13 protein-coding genes are annotated in these 16,378 nt (G+C 74.7%); 9 read left to right on the plus strand and 4 right to left on the minus strand.

The window, feature by feature from the left end; translation table 11 throughout:
- The first annotated feature begins 22 nt into the window (after nt 1-22).
- From ACZ4Z2_RS07360 to ACZ4Z2_RS07370, 3 genes are read left to right on the plus strand one after another with little or no spacing between them, the layout of a single operon-like run.
- Nucleotides 23-685: a hydrolase gene (locus ACZ4Z2_RS07360; protein ID WP_468073303.1), complete on the plus strand. Its 663-nt coding sequence runs from the start codon at nt 23-25 to the stop codon at nt 683-685.
- Nucleotides 686-720: 35 nt separating this feature from the next.
- On the plus strand, nt 721-1,242 hold the full coding sequence (locus ACZ4Z2_RS07365; RefSeq protein ID WP_468073305.1) for a DoxX family protein: 522 nt from the start codon (nt 721-723) through the stop codon (nt 1,240-1,242).
- Nucleotides 1,235-1,975, plus strand: a complete 741-nt coding sequence (locus ACZ4Z2_RS07370; RefSeq protein WP_468073307.1) for a DUF1275 family protein — start codon at nt 1,235-1,237, stop codon at nt 1,973-1,975. The genes ACZ4Z2_RS07365 and ACZ4Z2_RS07370 overlap by 8 nt, the downstream gene beginning before the upstream one ends.
- A 57-nt stretch (nt 1,976-2,032) precedes the next feature.
- Here ACZ4Z2_RS07370 and ACZ4Z2_RS07375 read toward each other — a convergent pair whose 3' ends face one another.
- The 4 genes from ACZ4Z2_RS07375 to ACZ4Z2_RS07390 form a co-directional block, all read right to left on the minus strand.
- Nucleotides 2,033-2,908 (minus strand): helix-turn-helix domain-containing protein, encoded by an 876-nt coding sequence (locus ACZ4Z2_RS07375; protein ID WP_468073309.1) that lies wholly within the window; start codon nt 2,906-2,908, stop codon nt 2,033-2,035.
- Between the two features lie 99 nt (nt 2,909-3,007).
- Nucleotides 3,008-3,948, minus strand: a protein-coding gene (locus ACZ4Z2_RS07380; protein WP_468073368.1) for an IS5 family transposase whose coding sequence is annotated in 2 segments (ribosomal slippage) — nt 3,008-3,585 and nt 3,585-3,948 — 942 coding nt in all. Because the reading frame shifts where the segments join, the coding sequence is not laid out codon by codon here.
- 66 nt (nt 3,949-4,014) lie between these two features.
- Complete coding sequence (locus ACZ4Z2_RS07385) at nt 4,015-5,982, minus strand: AfsR/SARP family transcriptional regulator (RefSeq protein ID WP_468073311.1); 1,968 nt, start codon at nt 5,980-5,982, stop codon at nt 4,015-4,017.
- A gap of 146 nt (nt 5,983-6,128) precedes the next feature.
- Complete coding sequence (locus tag ACZ4Z2_RS07390; protein ID WP_468073313.1) at nt 6,129-9,419, minus strand: AfsR/SARP family transcriptional regulator; 3,291 nt, start codon at nt 9,417-9,419, stop codon at nt 6,129-6,131.
- A 262-nt stretch (nt 9,420-9,681) separates the two neighbouring features.
- On the opposite strand from ACZ4Z2_RS07390, the gene ACZ4Z2_RS07395 reads away from it, so the two are divergent.
- From ACZ4Z2_RS07395 to ACZ4Z2_RS07420, 6 genes are all read left to right on the plus strand, one after another.
- On the plus strand, nt 9,682-11,133 hold the full coding sequence (locus ACZ4Z2_RS07395; RefSeq protein ID WP_468073315.1) for an FAD-dependent oxidoreductase: 1,452 nt from the start codon (nt 9,682-9,684) through the stop codon (nt 11,131-11,133).
- Between the two features lie 494 nt (nt 11,134-11,627).
- Nucleotides 11,628-12,791, plus strand: a complete 1,164-nt coding sequence (locus ACZ4Z2_RS07400) for a hypothetical protein (RefSeq protein WP_468073317.1) — start codon at nt 11,628-11,630, stop codon at nt 12,789-12,791.
- Between the two features lie 152 nt (nt 12,792-12,943).
- Complete coding sequence (locus ACZ4Z2_RS07405; RefSeq protein WP_468073319.1) at nt 12,944-13,582, plus strand: hypothetical protein; 639 nt, start codon at nt 12,944-12,946, stop codon at nt 13,580-13,582.
- Between the two features lies 1 nt (nt 13,583).
- Complete coding sequence (locus ACZ4Z2_RS07410; RefSeq protein ID WP_468073321.1) at nt 13,584-13,997, plus strand: phage holin family protein; 414 nt, start codon at nt 13,584-13,586, stop codon at nt 13,995-13,997.
- Nucleotides 13,973-14,650, plus strand: coding sequence for a DUF3618 domain-containing protein (locus ACZ4Z2_RS07415; RefSeq protein WP_468073323.1), 678 nt, complete (start codon nt 13,973-13,975; stop codon nt 14,648-14,650). Before ACZ4Z2_RS07410 ends, ACZ4Z2_RS07415 begins: the two co-directional genes overlap by 25 nt.
- 550 nt (nt 14,651-15,200) lie before the next feature.
- A complete protein-coding gene (locus ACZ4Z2_RS07420) occupies nt 15,201-16,358 on the plus strand; it encodes an MFS transporter (RefSeq protein WP_468073370.1) in 1,158 nt (385 codons plus the stop codon).
- Nucleotides 16,359-16,378: the final 20 nt, after the last annotated feature.

Raw genomic sequence — 16,378 nt, forward strand, 5'->3', positions numbered from 1 at the left:
GTCACATCAGAAAGGCACCCCCATGGTCGACATCGACGAGGTCACCGCCGCTCCCGGCCCCGACCTCCTCACCCCCGACAACTGCGCGGTCCTCTTCGTGGACCACCAGCCGCAGATGTTCTTCGGCACCGGCAGCGGCGACCGCGGCGCGATCATCAACGCGACCGTGGGCCTGGCCAAGGCGGCCAAGGTCTTCGACGTGCCCGTCGTGCTGAGCACGGTGGCCGCCGAGTCCTTCTCCGGCCCCCTCCTGCCACAGCTCGCCGACGTCTTCCCCGACCACAAGATCGTCGACCGTACGACGATGAACGCCTGGGAGGACGTCGCCTTCGTCGAGGCCGTCAAGGCCACCGGCCGCAAGAAGCTCGTCATCGCCGGTCTGTGGACCGAGGTGTGCGTCGTCCTGCCCACGCTGTCCGCGCTCGCCCAGGGCTACGAGGTCTACGTCGTCACCGACGCCTCCGGCGGCGTCAGCCCGCAGGCCCACGAGCACGCCGTCCAGCGCATGGTCCAGGCCGGCGCCGTACCCGTCACCTGGGTGCAGGTGCTGCTGGAGCTCCAGCGGGACTGGGCGCGCCAGGAGACGTACGGGCCCACCACGGAGGTCGTGAAGGAGCACGCGGGCGCCTACGGCCTCGGAATCGTCTACGCGCACGCCGTCATCGGCGCCCACGCGGCCGGCTGAGAGCACGACGGACGTCGGGAACGGGCGGGAACGTGATGGACACCGGACTGTTGCTCCTGCGTGCCGTGGTCGGGCTCCTCATCGCCGGCCACGGGGTGCAGAAGGTCAGCTTCCTGCTGGGCGGGAACGGCCTGGCCGGCGGAACCGAGGAGTTCCGCCGCGACGGCTTCCGCGGCGGCCGGCTCACCGCGCTCGCCGCGGGCGGCGGCCAGCTCGGCGCCGGCCTGTTCCTGGCGGCCGGGCTGCTCACCCCCTTGGCGGCGATGACCGCCATGGGCGTCATGACGGTCGCGGGCACCGTCAAGTGGCGCAACGGCCTGTGGGTGCAGAACGACGGGTACGAGTACCCGCTCGTCCTCGTGCTCGTGGCCGCCGTGCTCGCGCTCACCGGCCCCGGCCGCTGGGCGGCCGACGAGGCGCTCGGGTTCGGTCCGTGGCCGCTGTGGATCTCCGTCACCGCGGTCCTGCTCGGCCCGGCCGCCGGGTTCGCCACCCGGGTGGTCCTGCACCGCCCGGCCCCCGGGGCGGAGCCGGAAGGGGTGCCGGGCCGTGCGTGAGCTGGTGGCCGACGCGGCCCGCACCCTCGTACCGCCGCGCGGCGACCGGCACGGGCCGCTGCCGCCGCTCCTGCTGGTCCTCACGGTGGTGACCGGCCTCGTCGACGCGGTCAGCTATCTGGCGCTCGGCCATGTCTTCGTCGCCAACATGACCGGCAACGTGGTCTTCCTGGGGTTCGCCCTGGCGGGTGCCGAGGGCCTGTCCGCGCTCGCGTCCGTCGTCGCCATGGCCGCCTTCCTCGCCGGCGCGCTGGCCGGGGGCCGGGTCTCCGCCCGGTTCGCCGCCCACCGCGGGAAGGTGCCGGCGATCGCCGTGGCCGCGCAGACGGTTCTCGCCGCCGCGGCCGTCCTCGCCGCCGCCCTCTCCGACGGCGACCGTGTCGGCGGCCCTCTCCGCCACACCCTGATCGTGCTGCTGGGGCTGGCGATGGGGCTGCAGAACGCGGTCGTACGGCGCCTCGGCGTCCCCGACCTCACCACGACCGTCCTCACCCTCACCCTGACGGGCCTCGCGGCCGACTCCACCCCGGCCGGCGGGGCCGCGCCCCGGCCCGGGCGGCGCGTCCTGTCCGTCCTCGCGATGTTCCTCGGCGCCCTCGCCGGAGCCCTGCTCCTGCGGCACGCCGGACTCACGGCCACCCTGGGCCTGATCCTGTTCCTGCTCGCGTCGGCCGGCGTGGCCGGCCTCCGCCTGTCGGCCTCCGACGCCGCGTGGACCCGCCCGCCGTCCTGACGGCCCTGCCTCCCCCGCGGGCGGCGGCCCCCTGTCCGGGGCCGCCGCCCGCGGCTGCTACCGGGCGAGGGTCCGCACGACCCGGACCGTGCTGTCCCGCCACTCGCTCGGGGACATCCCGTACGCCGCGCGGAACACCCGGCTGAAGTGCGTCGCGCTCAGGAAACCCCACCGGCCCGCCACCGAGGCGATCGTGCGGCGCCCCCGGACACCGAGTTCCAGATCGCGCCGGCACTCCTCCAGCCGGCGGCGCTGGATCCAGCGGCCCACCGTGGTGCCCTCGTCCTGGAACAGCTTGTGCAGATAGCGCACCGAGATGTGGTGCGCCCCGGCGATCACCTCGGGCGACAGATCCGCGTCGGCCAGATGCTCGTCGATGAACCGCAGGATGCGTGCCACCAGCGGCGACCGGCCGCCCGGCGGCCCGCCCGCCTCCCGGCCCAGCTGGTCGGTGGCGAGGGTGGCCAGCAGGTTCACCGCGTTCCGGGTGAGCATCTCGGCGACCAGCGGCCGGGCGGAGACCGCCGAGTCGGCCAGCTCCGACAGGAACGGCGACAGCAGCGAACCCAGCCGGGAGGCCCGGGCCACCGGCGCCGCCGTCACCCGCCGCACGTCGCGCTCCTCCAACCCCATCGCCTCACGCGGCACGAGGAACACCTTCAGCCGGAAACGGTCGGGGAACTCCAGTAACGGCGGGTGGTCGGCGTCGTAGAAGCAGATGTCACCGGGCCCCAGCGCGAAGTCGGGCGGACACTCCGGGGAGCGGGCGCCGCTCCCGCAGACGCCCACGAACAGGTACTCGCCACCGGTCCGCGCGGTCAGCCGGTACGCCTCCGCGCCGGACGGCGTACGACCCGGCAGCCGTGCCGGCGCCTCGTCGAGGACGGCGATACGGAGGGCCGGGGCCCCTGGCGTGCTGGTGTCGGAGATCATCTCTGGCTGCCTCCCGGGCCGTTCGAACACACCGTCGGTCACTGCACCGGGAGCGTAGGAAGGAGGATGTGCAAAAAGAGTGACGGCGAAGTGACGGCGCTAGGTCGTTTCTGATGGCTCTTGGACGGTGTCTCGGAGCCAGATGACGATCGCGGTGACGGTCAGGGTGCCGTTGAAGATGTAGTCGCGTTTGTCGTACCGGGTGGCCACCGCGCGGAACTGTTTCCACTTGTTCACGCATCGCTCGACTGCGTTGCGACGGCGGTACTGGACCTTGTCGAAGGCCGGGGGCCGGCCACCGGCTCGTCCCCGGCGCTTGCGGTGAAGCTGCTGGTCGTCGGGCTGGGCGATGGTGGCTTTGATGCCGCGCCTGCGCAGGTAGGCGCGGTTGTCGCGGCTGGAGTAGGCCTTGTCGCCGCGCACCCGGTCCGGCCGGCTGCGCGGGCGGCCCGGTCCGCGGCGCCGGATGCGTAGGCCGTCCAGCACCGGGGCGAACATCGGGCTGTCACCGCGCTGACCGGGCGAGGTCAGCCAATGCAGCGGGCGGGCCCGGTCGTCGGAGAGCAGATGGACCTTGCTGGTCAGCCCGCCCCGTGAGCGCCCCAACGCCTCCCGCCCATCTGCCTCCTCACGCGTCCCGCCCCTTTTTGCGGGTGGTCGGCCGGGGGCTTGCGAGGCGCTCCGGCCGCGTGCTGATGCGCCCGGCAGGACGTGGAGCCGATGTTCACCGCCCACTCCTGCCGGCCTGCCCGGCCAGCGAGCGCCCCGTCCGGGTCGCCGGCATCCGCCTCGATCTGTAACTCCTCAAGGACGGCCTGCCAGGTGCCGTCGGCCGACCAGCGGCGATGGCGCTCATAGACGGTCTGCCAAGGACCGTACCGTTCCGGCAGGTCAGGCCAGGGCACCCCGGTCCGGGCCCGGAACAACACCCCGTTGATCACCCTGCGGTGATCCGCCCACTGCCCACCCGGCTTGCCGTTACCGGGCAGGAGAGGCTCGATCTTCCGCCACTGCGCGTCCGTGAGCTCGTGTCGCCGCACCATAAGGGCGTCCTGCCCGGCCAACCAGGAGATCCACCCCGCCCACCAAGAGCCATCAGAAACGCTCTAGGGCCCGTCACCGTGCGAGGTGTGGGTGCGGAGCCGGTCGAGGGCGGCGCCGCGTTCCGCGGGGGAGTCGTGCCTGTCGGCCAGCTCGGCGGCGAAGAGCCGCAGCAGGCGGTGCTGGACGTAGCGGCCGGGGGCGTGTTCGGTGACGAGGTGGGCGTCGGCGAGTTCGTCGAGCAGCAGCCGGGTGCGGCGGGGCGGGAGGCCGGTCAGCGCGGCGGCCGTACCGGCGGTGAGGCCCGGGCCCGGGCGCAGGGACAGCAGCCGGAACAGGCGGGCGCTCTCCGGGGGCAGCCGGCGGTAGGAGGAGTCGAAGGCGGCTCGGACGCCGGGCGCGGCTCCCGTACCGGTGAAGGGGTCGAGGCCGTCGGCCGGGGACCGTAGTGCGGCGGCGATCGCTGACAGCGGGGCGTCGGGGCGGTCGGCGGCGCGGGCGGCCACGACGGCAAGCGCCAGCGGCAGCCGTCCGCACCGCGCGACGATCTCCGCGGCGGCCCCGGGCTCGGCGGCGGCCCGCCCCGGGCCGACGCGACGCGCGAGGGCGGCGCGTGCGTCCGCCGCCGACGGCAGGTCCAGGTGCAGCGGACGGGCCCCCGACGCGGTCAGCCCGGACAGCGCGAGACGGCTGGTGACCACGGTGAGGGTGCCCGGGCAGGCGGGCAGCAGCGGCCGTACCTGCTCGGTGTCCGCCGCGTCGTCGAGCAGCACGAGCAGCCGCCGCCCGACCAGGGTGCTGCGGTAGAGCCCGGCCAGGGAGTCCACCCCGTCCGGCATCCTCGCGGCGGGCACCCCGAGCGCGGCGAGCATCCCGCGCAGCGCCTCGCCGGGCTCCAGCGGGGGCCCGGCTGTCCCGAACCCCCTGAGCGCCACGTGGAGTTGGCCGTCAGGGAACCGGTGGGCGACCCGGTGCGCCCAGTGCACAGCGAGCGTCGTCTTGCCGATGCCGGGCATCCCGCTGACCAGCACGGTCGTGGGCGCCCCGGCGGAGGCGTCGGCCGAGTCGGTGGCCCGCAGCAGGGTGCCGAGTTCCGCCTCTCGGCCGACGAAGACGGGGAGGCCGGGGGGAAGCTGGGCGGGGCGGACGAGGGCGGGCGACGGGGCGGGGGCGGTCGGGGGGACGGTGTGCGCCGGTGTCCGGTGGCCCCCGGGGGCCGGGACGGTGCCGGTCGGTGCGGGGCGGGGTGGTGGTGCCGGCCCGGTGGGCCGCAGCGGCCCCCACTCCTGGTGGAGTACCCGGGTGTGGGCGGTCACCAGTTCGGGGCCGGGGACGATGCCCAGCTCCTCGGCGAGCAGCCGCCGTACGCGTTCGAACGCCGCCAGCGCCTCCGCCTGGAGGCCGGACGCGGCCAGGGCCATGACGAGGCCCGCCTGCGACGACTCGTCCAGCGGGTCGAGTTCGACGGCCCGGCGCAGATGCGGCAGCACCAGCTCGGGGTGGCCGCAGAGCAGCGCGGCGTCGGCGGCCATCCGCGCCGTGCGCGCCACCTCGCGCTCCAGCGCGGCGAACTCGGTGTGCTCGCGGACGGACGCGGGGATGCCCATCGCCACCGGGCCGTGCCAGTCGCCCAGGGCGGCCACGAAATGCCGCAGCGCCGCCTCGGACCGCCCGGTGGCCGCCGCCCGCTTGCCGCGCTTGGTGAGCGCGCGGAAGCGCAGCAGGTCCACCTCGTCCTCGGTCGCCTCCAGCAGATAACCACCGGCGCGGCGCAGCACGCGGTGCCCGGGGGCGCGCGGCGGCAGACCCGGTTCGAGTAGCCGCCGCAGCGCACCGGCGTACCGCCGTACGACGTTCGTCGCGCTGGCCGGGGGCCGCCCGGGCCACAGCACGTCGACGATCCCGCCGGTCGGCACGGGGCGGCCCGCCCGCACCAACAGCAGTGCGAGCAGGGCGCGTTGCTGGGGGAAGCCGAGGTCCAGCTCCTCGTCGCCCCGGCACACCCGCAGGGGTCCCAGCACCTCGAACCGCATCGCTTCCCGCACCCCGGAAACCCCCGACCATCCATGCCCCGGCCCGCGCCCCGGACCACCGGCCGGCGCCCCCGCCGGGCCGGCCCACCGGTCACCCCGTCCAGGGAACAGAGCGGCCGTGCTCCCGGTCAACGGGCCCCCGCCGGTCACACACATCGGTCACTCTCCGCGAGCAGGGCCCTGACGTCGTCGGCGTCGGGATGGCCGAGGGTGATGAGGATGGTGAGCGCCTGCTGGTACGCCTCGTGGGCGGCGTCGTGGTCGCTCATCGCGCGACGGGTGTCGCCGATATGGACGAGGGTGCTCGCCTCCAGGTAGGGCACGCCCAGTTCCTGGTAGAAGCCGAGCGCGTTGCCGTAGCCGAGGAGGGCCTGCCGGTGACGGCCGAGGTGGTGGTGGGCGTAGGCGATGCTGTGCCAGGTGGCGGCCTGGCCGTAGCGGTCGCCGAGGTCCTGGAGCAGGGGCAGGGCCTGGAAGCAGTGGCTCAGCGCCTCCCGGTACTCGCCCAGCAGCGCGTGGTACCAGCCGACCGAGTTGAGGACGCTGGCGTGCGCGGCCGGGCGGCCGCTGTCCCGGAACAGTTCCAGGGCGAGCCGGTTGTGGCGCAGCGCGCCGGGCAGGTCGCCCTCCTGGTCGCAGGTCCAGCCGAGACTGCGGTGGGTGTCGGCCCGCCCGATGTCGTCGCCCAGCCCGGTGAAGAGTTCCAGGGCGCGGTCGAGGCGGGGCCTGGCCGACTGGTGCAGACCGAGCCGCCCCTCGGCCCGGGCCAGCGCGCGCAGTCCCCTGGCCTCCCACTGGGGCTCGCCCAGCCGGAGGGCGGCGTCGAGCGCGGTCCGCTGGGCGGCCGCCCAGTCGTGCCAGTGGCCCCGCCGGTCGAAGTACGGCTCCAGCGCCCAGGCCAGCAGACACGCGAGCCGGTCCCGGCCGGAGCGGGCCGCCGCCTCGACCACGGCCAACAGCACCGGGTACTCGGTCGTCAGCCATGCCAGGGCCTGCTCGTGATCGCGGAACGACTCGACCGGCACGCCCGCCGGCACCGGCCCCGGCGCCAACGGATCCTCCTGCGGGGCGAGCAGCCGCTGCCCGGCGTGGGCGGCGTGCAGGTGGTACGCGTACAGCCGCTCGACGGCTGGGTCGTATCCGGTGGGTGCCTGGTGACCGACGGTTGCCTGGTCTCCGGCGGCTGCCTCGTATCCGACGGTTGCCTCGCGTCCGGCGGTTGCCTCGTGTCCGGCGGTTGCCTCGTGTCCGATGGCGGGTTCGTGCGCGGCGGCGGATTCGTGCCCGGAGGCAGTCCCGGGCGTCACGGCCGCCGCGCGCTCCGCGGTCGTCTCGCGCTCCGCTGCTGCGTCGTTCTCGGCGGGGGTCTCGCCGGCCGGCTCGGGTGCGGCTTCCCGCAGGAGCTCGGTCGCGTGGGCGCGGAGGAGGTCGTGGAGGGTGTAGCGACCGGGGGCGTGCTCGTGGACCAGGTGGACGTCGGCGAGTTCGGTCAGCAGCGACCGGGCGACGCGCGGCGGAAGCCCGGACAACGCGGCCGTCGCCGCCGCCGAGAAGTGCGGACCGGGGTGCAGGCCGAGGAGCGGGAAGAGGCGGGCCGCCTCGGGGGAGACGGCACTCAGGGACCAGGAGAACACCGCGCCCACGTTCGCGGACGCGTCGCTCCGGCTGAACGCGTCGAGGCTGCCGTGCGCCTCCCGCAGCTCGGCCGCGATCGCCGACAGCGCGAAACCCGGATGCGCGGCCGCCCGGGCCGCCACACACGCCAGGGCCAGCGGCAGCCCCGCGCACAGCGCGGCGATCTCGGCCACCGCCCGCGACTCGCCCGTGAGCCGTGCGGCACCCAGCCGCCGTTCGAGGAACGCCCGCGCCTGTTCGCCGTCCAGCGGACGCAGCGTCAGCGCGTGGGCGCCGTGCGCGGACACCAGCCCGGTCAGCTGGTTGCGGCTGGTGACGATGGCCAGGCACCCGGGCGCCCCCGGCAGCAGCGGCCGTACCTGCTCGGTGTCGCGCGCGTTGTCCAACAGGACCAGGAACCGCCGCCCGGCCAGCAGGCTGCGGTACAGCGCGGCCCGGGCGTCCACGCCGTGCGGGACCCGCTCCGGCGGTACGCCCAGCGCGTCGAGGAACACCCGCACCGCCTCGTCCGCGCCCATCACCGCGCCCGAGGAGGCGAACCCCCGCAGGTTGACGTACAGCTGCCCGTCCGGAAAACGGTCGGCGACCCGGTGTGCCCAGTGCACGGCCAGCGTGGTCTTGCCGATGCCGGCCATACCCCCGATCGCGCTGATGACGACGGTGCCGGGGCCGGTGGACGAGGCGGCGGGACCGGGTGAGCCGGTGGCGGTGTCCAACAGGGCCAGCACCTGCTCCAGCTCCGCCCGACGGCCGGTGAATGTCGGGAGGTCGTGGGGGAGTTGGGCCGGGACCGGTGTGGCTGCGGGCGCGGGCGCGGGCGCGGGTGCGGGCGCATGTCCCGGTGCGGGTGCCGGTGCTGCGGTCCCGCTGGGTGTGCCGGTCCCGTTGAGTGTGGCGGCCCCGCCGGCTGTGGCGGTCTCGCTCGGGCCGGGGGCTCGACTCGGGGAAGGGGCGGGGGCAGGGGCAGGGCCAGAGGTAGGGGGAGGGGTTGGATCGGCAAGCCCCGGCGAGGCGTCGGTGTCCCGGGGCGCCGTCTCCCGCAGTACGGTCCGGTGCGCCTCCCGCAGCTCCCGGCCGGGGTCGATCCCCAGCTCGTCGGCCAGTCGCGCGCGGGCGGCCCGGTAGGTGCTCAGCGCCTCGGCCGTGCGGCCGGTGGCCGCCAGGGTGAGGATGAGCCGGGCCAGCAGCGGTTCGTCCAGCGGGTCGCCGAACGCGGCCTCCTGGAGGGCGGGCAGCACCGCCCCGGGCGTACCGGCGCGCAGGGCTGCGTCGGCCGCCTCCCGTACGGCCGCCAGGCGCTCGCGGTCGAGTTGGGCGAACCCGGCCCGCTCCCGGACGTCGGCAGGGAGACCGGCGCCGACCGGCCCGCGCCACAGTTCCAGGGCTTCGCTGAGGATGTCCACGGCCCGTGCGGGCGCCGCGGCCGGGTCGGCGGCGGTCCGCCGCGCCTCGTCACACAGCCGACGGAAGCGGAGCAGGTCCAGACACCCGTCGCCGACCAGGAGCCGGTACCCGCCCGCGTCGCGCACGAGCCACCGCCCGACGGCGCGGTTGGGCAGCTCTGGCTCCAACCACCGTCGCAGCGAGCCGACATGACGGCGTATCACATTGATGGCACTGTCCGGTGGGCGCCGCCCCCACAGCACGTCGACGATCTCGGCCGTCGCCACCGGTCGCCCCGCCCGTGCCAGGAGCAGTGCCAGCAGCGCCTGTTCCTGCGGACGCCCCGGCGCCAGTTCCACCCCGGCCCGCCGCACCCGGACCGGCCCCAGAACCGCGAACCACACCGGCTCCAGTGCCAATGAGGCCCCCCTTGTATCTCGTATCTCGTATCTTCTGTGACCCCCTGACGATACGTCGCCCCGCGAGTTACCCAGAGTTACACGCGAGGGGTGGCGATGGGCGGTGGTCCGCGCCGGTGCGCCGGAGGGCGGTTCGCCGGGCGCGGTGATACTGGTGTCAGGTCGCAAGGTATCCGGGGCAAAGGGAGCGCGTTCGGTGAACTCGGTTCGGGCAGGCAGCCGTTGGGGAGCAGCGGAATCGGGGGGCTCGGCCGGTCGGCACGTGGTCGTCGTCGGGGGCAGCCTCGCGGGACTGCTCGCCGCGCATGTCCTCGCCGGGCACGCGGAGCGGGTGACGATCGTGGAACGCGACCGCTTCCCCGTCGACGCCACCAACCCCGCCGGGGGCGCCCCGGGCGGTGCGGCGCCCCGGCCCGGCGTACCGCAGAGCCGGCACCCCCACGTGCTGCTGGAGGGCGGTCAACTCGCGCTGGAGGCACTGCTGCCGGGGTTCATGGAGGAGCTGCGGGCGGCGGGAGCGCCGCGCGTGGGGATGCCGGAGGACATCGTGCAGTGGCAGAGCGGCCGCTGGTTCCGGCGGGTGCCCGCCTCCACCCACATCCATACCGGTTCGCGGGCGCAGATCGAGCGGCTGATCCGGGACCGGGTGCTGGCCAACCCCGCCGTCACCCTCGTCGAGGGAACCGAGACCGTGGGACTGCTCGGCGACGCCTCCCGCGTACGCGGCGTGCTGCTGCGCGAGCGCGGCGACGGCACGCGGGGCGAACAGGGGGACGCGCGGGGCGAACAGCGGGACAGGCGGGGCGAGCAGCGGGAACTGACGGCCGATCTGGTCGTCGACGCGTCCGGGCGCGGGACCAGGGCGCCGCGCTGGCTCACCGCCATCGGGGCGGAGGCGCCGCACGAGGAGACCATCGACACCGGCCTCGCGTACGCCTCCCGCGTCTACCGCGACACCACCGGGACGCTGGGCGTCGACGCGACCGCCGAGGCGCTCGGGTTCTACGTCGTCCCCAACCCGGCCCAGCCCTACGGTGTCGTCGTGCTGCCCCTGGAGGACGGCACCCATCTGGCGACCTTCTCCGGGCTGCGCGGCGACGAACCGCCCACCGACGAGGAGGAGTTCGAGACGTACGCCAAGCGGTTGCCGCATCCGGTGGTGCACCGCTGGCTGCGCGGTGCCGAGCCGCTCTCGCCGGTCTCCGGCTTCCGGCGGACCGCCAACGTACGGCGCCGCTACGATCTGCCCGGCCGCCGCCCCGCCGGATTCCTCGCGACCGGCGACGCGCTGTGCACGTTCAACCCCGTCTACGGGCAGGGCATGGCCGTGGCCGCGCTGGGCGCCGTGGCGCTGCGCGACGCCCTGGCGGACCCGCGCCGTACGCCCACCACACGCAGAGTGCAGAAGGCGTTGCTCGCCGCGTCCCGGCAGGCCTGGGACATCTCGGCCGGGGCGGACAAGAAGATGCCCGGGGCGATCGGCAACGCCGCCGTGGTGCGGCCCGCCGACCGGGTCGCCGGGTGGTATCTGCGCCGGGTCCAGGAGCGCACGCCGGGCGACCCCGTCGTGGGCCGCGCCTTCCGCTCCGCCCTCACGCTCAAGGAGCCGCTGAGCGCCCTGTTCGCCCCGGAGGTGGCCCGCGCGGTCCTCTTCGGCCCCGCCCTGCCGACCCCCGAGGAACCCCCGCTGACCCGCGAGGGCACGGACGCCTGAGGGGGCGCCGGGCGGATGGGCGGCGAAGCGATGCCTGCTGGGCCCGCGGCGGAAGGCGCGGCGAAGCGATGCCTGCTGGGCCCGCGGCGGAAGGCGCGGCGAGGGGGACACCTGCCGTGGCGCGGTTCGCCCCCGCCTCTTGACGGTGACGGAAAGCGCTTGCCACACTCGCGGCCCGCCACACGAACGGTCCGCCGCCCCACCGTCGTACCGCACTGAGCCGTCCTGAGCTGCCCGCCCCCCGGCCTGTCCAGGTCATCGGCCCTTCGCCCGCGCCCCGGCCCGGTCGAACCGGGTTCGACGAGGGGCGCCGGGCCGCGCGGGGCGGCGACCGGCGGACCTCCTATCCCCCCACAGGAGAGGCCGAGATGGGACGCACTGCCGCAACCCGCGCCACCCATTCCCCCCGCCCCACCCATTCCCCCCGCCCCACCCATTCCCCCCGCCCCACTCGTTCCCCCCGCCCCAGCCACCGCGCACGGCCCCTCGTCACCATGGCCTGCGCCGTCGCCCTGCTCACCGGGGCCGCCGCGCTCACGGCTCCCGCGAGCGCGGCCCCCGAACGCCCCGCCGCCGAGGTCCCCGCGGTCCCGGCCGCCGTCGCGGCGGCGTGCGGCGAGGGCTCGTACCAGGCGGAGGCCGTGCTCAGCGGCGGCACCTGGACCGCCCGGCGCGGCGGCGGTGTCACGTACACCGGTACCGACATGCGGGCCGCGGTCCAGGCCGCCGTGAACAGCCTGACCCCGGGCCGGACCTCGAAGGAGCGGGTCGTGGTCCGCGGATCCGGCTCCATCGGCGCCGGGTCCCGGATCTCGCTGCCCAGCTACACCGTGCTCGACGTCTGCGGCACGATCGACGTCACCGGTACCGGCTCCGGCGACCAGGCCCCGATCTACTCCCGCGGCACCCGCGACATCGAGGTCCAGCACCTCAACCTCACCGGCACCCCCCTGTACGGCGTCTTCCTGCGCAACGTCCAGAACGTCGTCCTCGGCCGGCTGGACATGCGGCTGTCGCGCGGCCTCGGCGTCCGCGTCGACAACCGGGGCGACACCAGCCAGTGGACCCGCAACGTGCGGATCGACAACGTGTACGTCTCCGGGGCGAGCAGCCACGCCGTGGAGACCTACGGCGTCGACGGCCTCACCGTGGGCACGGTGACCGCCCGCAATGTCGGCGAGTCCGGCCTGCTGCTCAACCAGACCATCAACGCCACGGTCACCAAGGTCGACGCGGACGGCGCGGGCGCCGGCACCGGCTACGCGGCCTTCCGCATGGCGAACCGCAACGGCCGCGTCGGCAACTCGTACCCGACGAACATCCGCGTCGGCGAGGTCGTGGCCCGCGGCGGCGGACGTGGCGTCTTCTGTGTCTCGGAGAGCGGCGGCGCCGTCATCGACCGCCTGAGCCTCACCAACACCGGCAACAACGCCATCCTGATCGAGAACTGCTCCAACGTGAACCTCGCGGCCCAGAGCGGCACGGTCTCCGGCGGGGGCGAGATCCGGCTCGCGGCCCGCTCGGAGTTCCCTGACAACCGCGACATCGTCGTGCAGAACCTCACGGTCACCAACTCGTCCATCCGGGAGAGCCCCTGCGGCGAGAACACCACGTTCCGGAACAACCGGCTGGTGAACAGCACCCAGAACGTCTGCTGAGCCCGCCCCCTTGATCCACGGGCGGACGAAACCCGACGGACCCGATAAATCCGTATCAAGGTGTGTGAACGCCAACAAAACAGTCACTCGCCTACATGACCGACCCGAACAACTGGTGCGCAGTCATGTGACCGTGTGAGGAGGAGTGGCTGATGAGCGAGGCAGAACAGGGCAACTCGACGAGGTTGCGGCAGACCGGTGAGACGGCCCGGGCCGAGGCGTCGGCCACCGCCGACCGCGCCAAGCAGGCCGCGGGACAGGTCGGGGGAACCGCCGTGGACCAGGCTGGTGCCGTGGTGGGGGAAGCGCGTCAACAGGCCGGCGCGGTCGTCCGTGATCTGCGGAGCCGCGCGATGGACGAGGTCGACGAACAGGCGCACCGGGCCGCCGACTCGGTGCGCCACTGGGCGGACGACCTGGCGGGGATGGCGGAGAACGCGCAGAGCGACTCCCCGGCCCGTGGTTTCGCCGCGCAGGCGGCCGACCGGGGGCACCGGGCGGCCGACTATCTGGACAGAGCGGGCGCGGACGGCGTCCTCACCGACGTGCAGGACTTCGCCCGCAGGCGCCCCGGCATGTTCCTGGGCGGCGCGCTGCTGGCGGGGCTGGTCGTCGGGCGGCTGGTGAAGGCGGCGTCGGGGGCCGACGGCTCCTCCGGGCGGGGCCGGCAGGCCACGGCGACGGATGAGGGGCGTCCCACGGCGCTGCCGTCCGCCCCCGTGCCCGAGCCGCAGCCGTCCGTCGGTATGCCACCCGGCGGTGCGGCGGCCCGTGCCCATCCGGGGGTGTGAGATGGCCACGATCCACTCCCGCCCCGTCGAAACCCATGAGGACGCCTCGGTGGGCGAGCTGCTGTCCACCGTGACCTCCGACGTCCAGACGCTGTTCCGGCAGGAGGTCGAACTGGCCAGGACCGAGGTCAAGCAGGAGGCGACCAAGGCGGGCAAGGCGGCCGGCATGTACGGCGGCGCCGGGTTCGCCGGCTACATGGTCCTGCTGTTCCTGTCCCTGGCCGCGCTGCTGGGCCTGTCCAACGTGATGGACGGCGGCTGGGCCGCACTGATCGTCACCGCGGTGTGGGCCGTGGTCGCGGCGGTGCTGTACCAGCTGGGCCGCACCCGTATGCGTACCGTGTCGCCGAAGCCCGAGCGCACGGTCGAGACCCTGAAGGAGGATGCGCAATGGGCACGTCACCCGACCAGATGAGGGCCGAGATCACGGCCACGAGGGAGCGGCTGTCCGCCGATGTGAACCGGCTCGCGGACCGCGCCAGCCCTCGGAAGATCGCCCGTCGCCGCACGCGCAGGATGCGGGGCGCCGTCTCGGGCATGCGGGAACGGGTCATGGGATCCGCCTCCCAGGCCGTGCACCAGGCCGGCGGTGGTGCGCAGTCGATGGCCGGATCGTTGCAGGAGGGCGGCCGGCAGGCGGTCGACACCGCCCGCCAGGCGGCCGACCAGGCCGGTGAGACCGTACGGCAGGCTCCGGAGCAGGCCATGCGCCAGACGCAGGGGAACCCGCTGGCCGCCGGGCTGATCGCCTTCGGGGTCGGCATGCTGGCGGCGTCGATGGTGCCCGCGTCCGAGCTGGAGCGGGAGAAGGCCGGCGACCTGATGCAGCAGGGCGGCGAAGCGCTGGAGCCGGTGAAGCAGGCCGCGCTCGACTCCGCGCAGAACCTGAAGGAGGGTGCCAAGGAGTCCGTCCAGAGCGCGGCACAGGAGGTCAAGGACACGGCCGCGGAGGCCGCCCGCACCACGCAGGACGAGGCCCGCGACCAGGCCACCCAGGTCACCGACCAGGCCCGCGACTCAGGCCGCCAGATAACCGACGAGGCCCGCCGAAACCCCGGCTCCGCCTGAGGCCGCCCCCGGCCGGGCATCTCTCCCGACTCGGGCCGAGCACCGCCCGGCCCCGGCTGGGTACCGCTCGCCACGGCCGAGCACCCGGTGCCGGGCGGGATCCCGGCCCGCGCGAGCGCCCTCCCCATCCCCGGCGCAGTGCGCCGCGCAGGCCCCGCCGGGTCGGCAGGCGCCGACACTGCCCACCCTGAGCCGTACGCGCCGCCGCCCACGCGGGCCGTACGCGTTGATGCCCGCCGGCCCCCGGCCGACGGGCATCACCTGTAGTCAACGGCGGCCCTCGTCGGCGACATCGCCCTTGGGGGAGGAGGGGGCGTGCGTGCGCGTCGGCGTCCCGCCGATCCCGCCCCCGTTCTCGCCGACGGCGTTCCGCGCCCCCCGCCCCCCACCACGGCGACACCACGGCGATAGGCGCATCGTCGTCTTGACGGAGGTGATGTTACCGGTAACACTGCGAGGGTCCCCAGCCATGGAGAGGTGGAGTGCCCGCGTGTCCGACGTACCGACCGCATCCGCTGTGAACCACCCGCAAGCCGCCGAGGAGGCGCGGGTGTTCAGCCCCGCCGCCGTGGTCGCCTCCTGTGTGGGGTTCGTACTCATCGGTGCCCTCCAGGCGCTGTACGGGCCCGCCATCCCGGCCCTCCGCGACGAGTTCGGGCTGTCCCCGTCGGCCGCCGGGCTCGGGCTGAGCGCCCACTTCATCGGCGGTGTCGCCGGTGTCCTGCTCTTCGACCGGCTCTACGGGCGGATGGGCAACCGGACCATCCTCGGCGCCTCGTACCTGCTGATGGCCCTCGGCGCGGCAGGCTTCGCGCTCGCCCCGAACTGGCCCGTCGGCCTCGCCGCCGCCCTGCTCGCCGGACTCGGCTTCGGCGGTGTCGACTACGGCCTCAACCAGCTCTTCGCCGTCGGCTTCGGCAAACGTTCGACGGCCATGCTGAACATCCTCAACGCCCACTTCGGCATCGGCGCGATCCTCGGCCCCGCCCTGATCGGCGCGGTCGGCGCCGAGCACTACCCGGCCGTCTTCCTCGCCTTCGCCGCCGCCAACCTGCCCCTGCTGCTGTGTCTGCGCGGCGTACGCGACCGCGCGCCCCTGACCGCGGCACCGGACGAGGGCACCACGCAGGACGGCGGGTCCGCCCTCAGCCGCAGCCTGGGCTCGGTGCTCGGCGTGTTCGTCGCCCTCTACGTCCTGCACGTGGGCATCGAGGCCGGCGTCGGCGGCTGGGAGCCCACTCACCTGGAGACCGTCGGCTACGGCGCCGGGGTCGCCGCCACCGCGACCTCCGTGTACTGGCTGATGCTGACCGTCGGCCGCTTCCTGGTGGTCCCGATCGCCCTGCGCTACTCCCCGCAGACGATCATCACCGTCTCCTGCGCGGGCATGACCGTCTGTCTGCTCCTCGCCGTCGTCCCCTGGCTCGCCCCGTTCGCCTACGCCGGCGTCGGCCTCTTCATGGCGCCGATCTTCCCCACCGGCCTGCCCTGGCTGAACGCGGCCGCTCCCCGGGCCCGCAGCGCAGGAGCGCTGGTCATCGCCGCCTCCATGATCGGGGGAGTGGCCGCCGGGCCCGTGCTCGGCAAGGCCATCGAATGGTCCGGCGTCCGCGCCGTGCCGCTGCTGCTGTGCGGGGTCTCGGCCCTTTGCCTGCTGGCCACCCTGTGGCTGATCCGCGCCACCCGCGCCCCCGCCCCGTCCCGCTGAGCCGAGTCCGCCCCCGAGTC

The organism is Streptomyces sp. NPDC030183, assembly GCF_055573455.1.

Excerpts from the sequence above, each read along its gene's own strand:
- ACZ4Z2_RS07360 (WP_468073303.1), top strand. The coding sequence starts at position 23 with ATGGTCGACATCGACGAGGTCACCGCCGCTCCCGGCCCCGACCTCCTC.
- ACZ4Z2_RS07365 (WP_468073305.1), top strand. The coding sequence starts at position 721 with ATGGACACCGGACTGTTGCTCCTGCGTGCCGTGGTCGGGCTCCTCATC.
- ACZ4Z2_RS07375 (WP_468073309.1), bottom strand. The coding sequence starts at position 2,908 with ATGATCTCCGACACCAGCACGCCAGGGGCCCCGGCCCTCCGTATCGCC.
- ACZ4Z2_RS07385 (WP_468073311.1), bottom strand. The coding sequence starts at position 5,982 with ATGCGGTTCGAGGTGCTGGGACCCCTGCGGGTGTGCCGGGGCGACGAG.
- ACZ4Z2_RS07400 (WP_468073317.1), top strand. The coding sequence starts at position 11,628 with ATGGCCTGCGCCGTCGCCCTGCTCACCGGGGCCGCCGCGCTCACGGCT.
- ACZ4Z2_RS07405 (WP_468073319.1), top strand. The coding sequence starts at position 12,944 with ATGAGCGAGGCAGAACAGGGCAACTCGACGAGGTTGCGGCAGACCGGT.
- ACZ4Z2_RS07410 (WP_468073321.1), top strand. The coding sequence starts at position 13,584 with ATGGCCACGATCCACTCCCGCCCCGTCGAAACCCATGAGGACGCCTCG.
- ACZ4Z2_RS07415 (WP_468073323.1), top strand. The coding sequence starts at position 13,973 with ATGGGCACGTCACCCGACCAGATGAGGGCCGAGATCACGGCCACGAGG.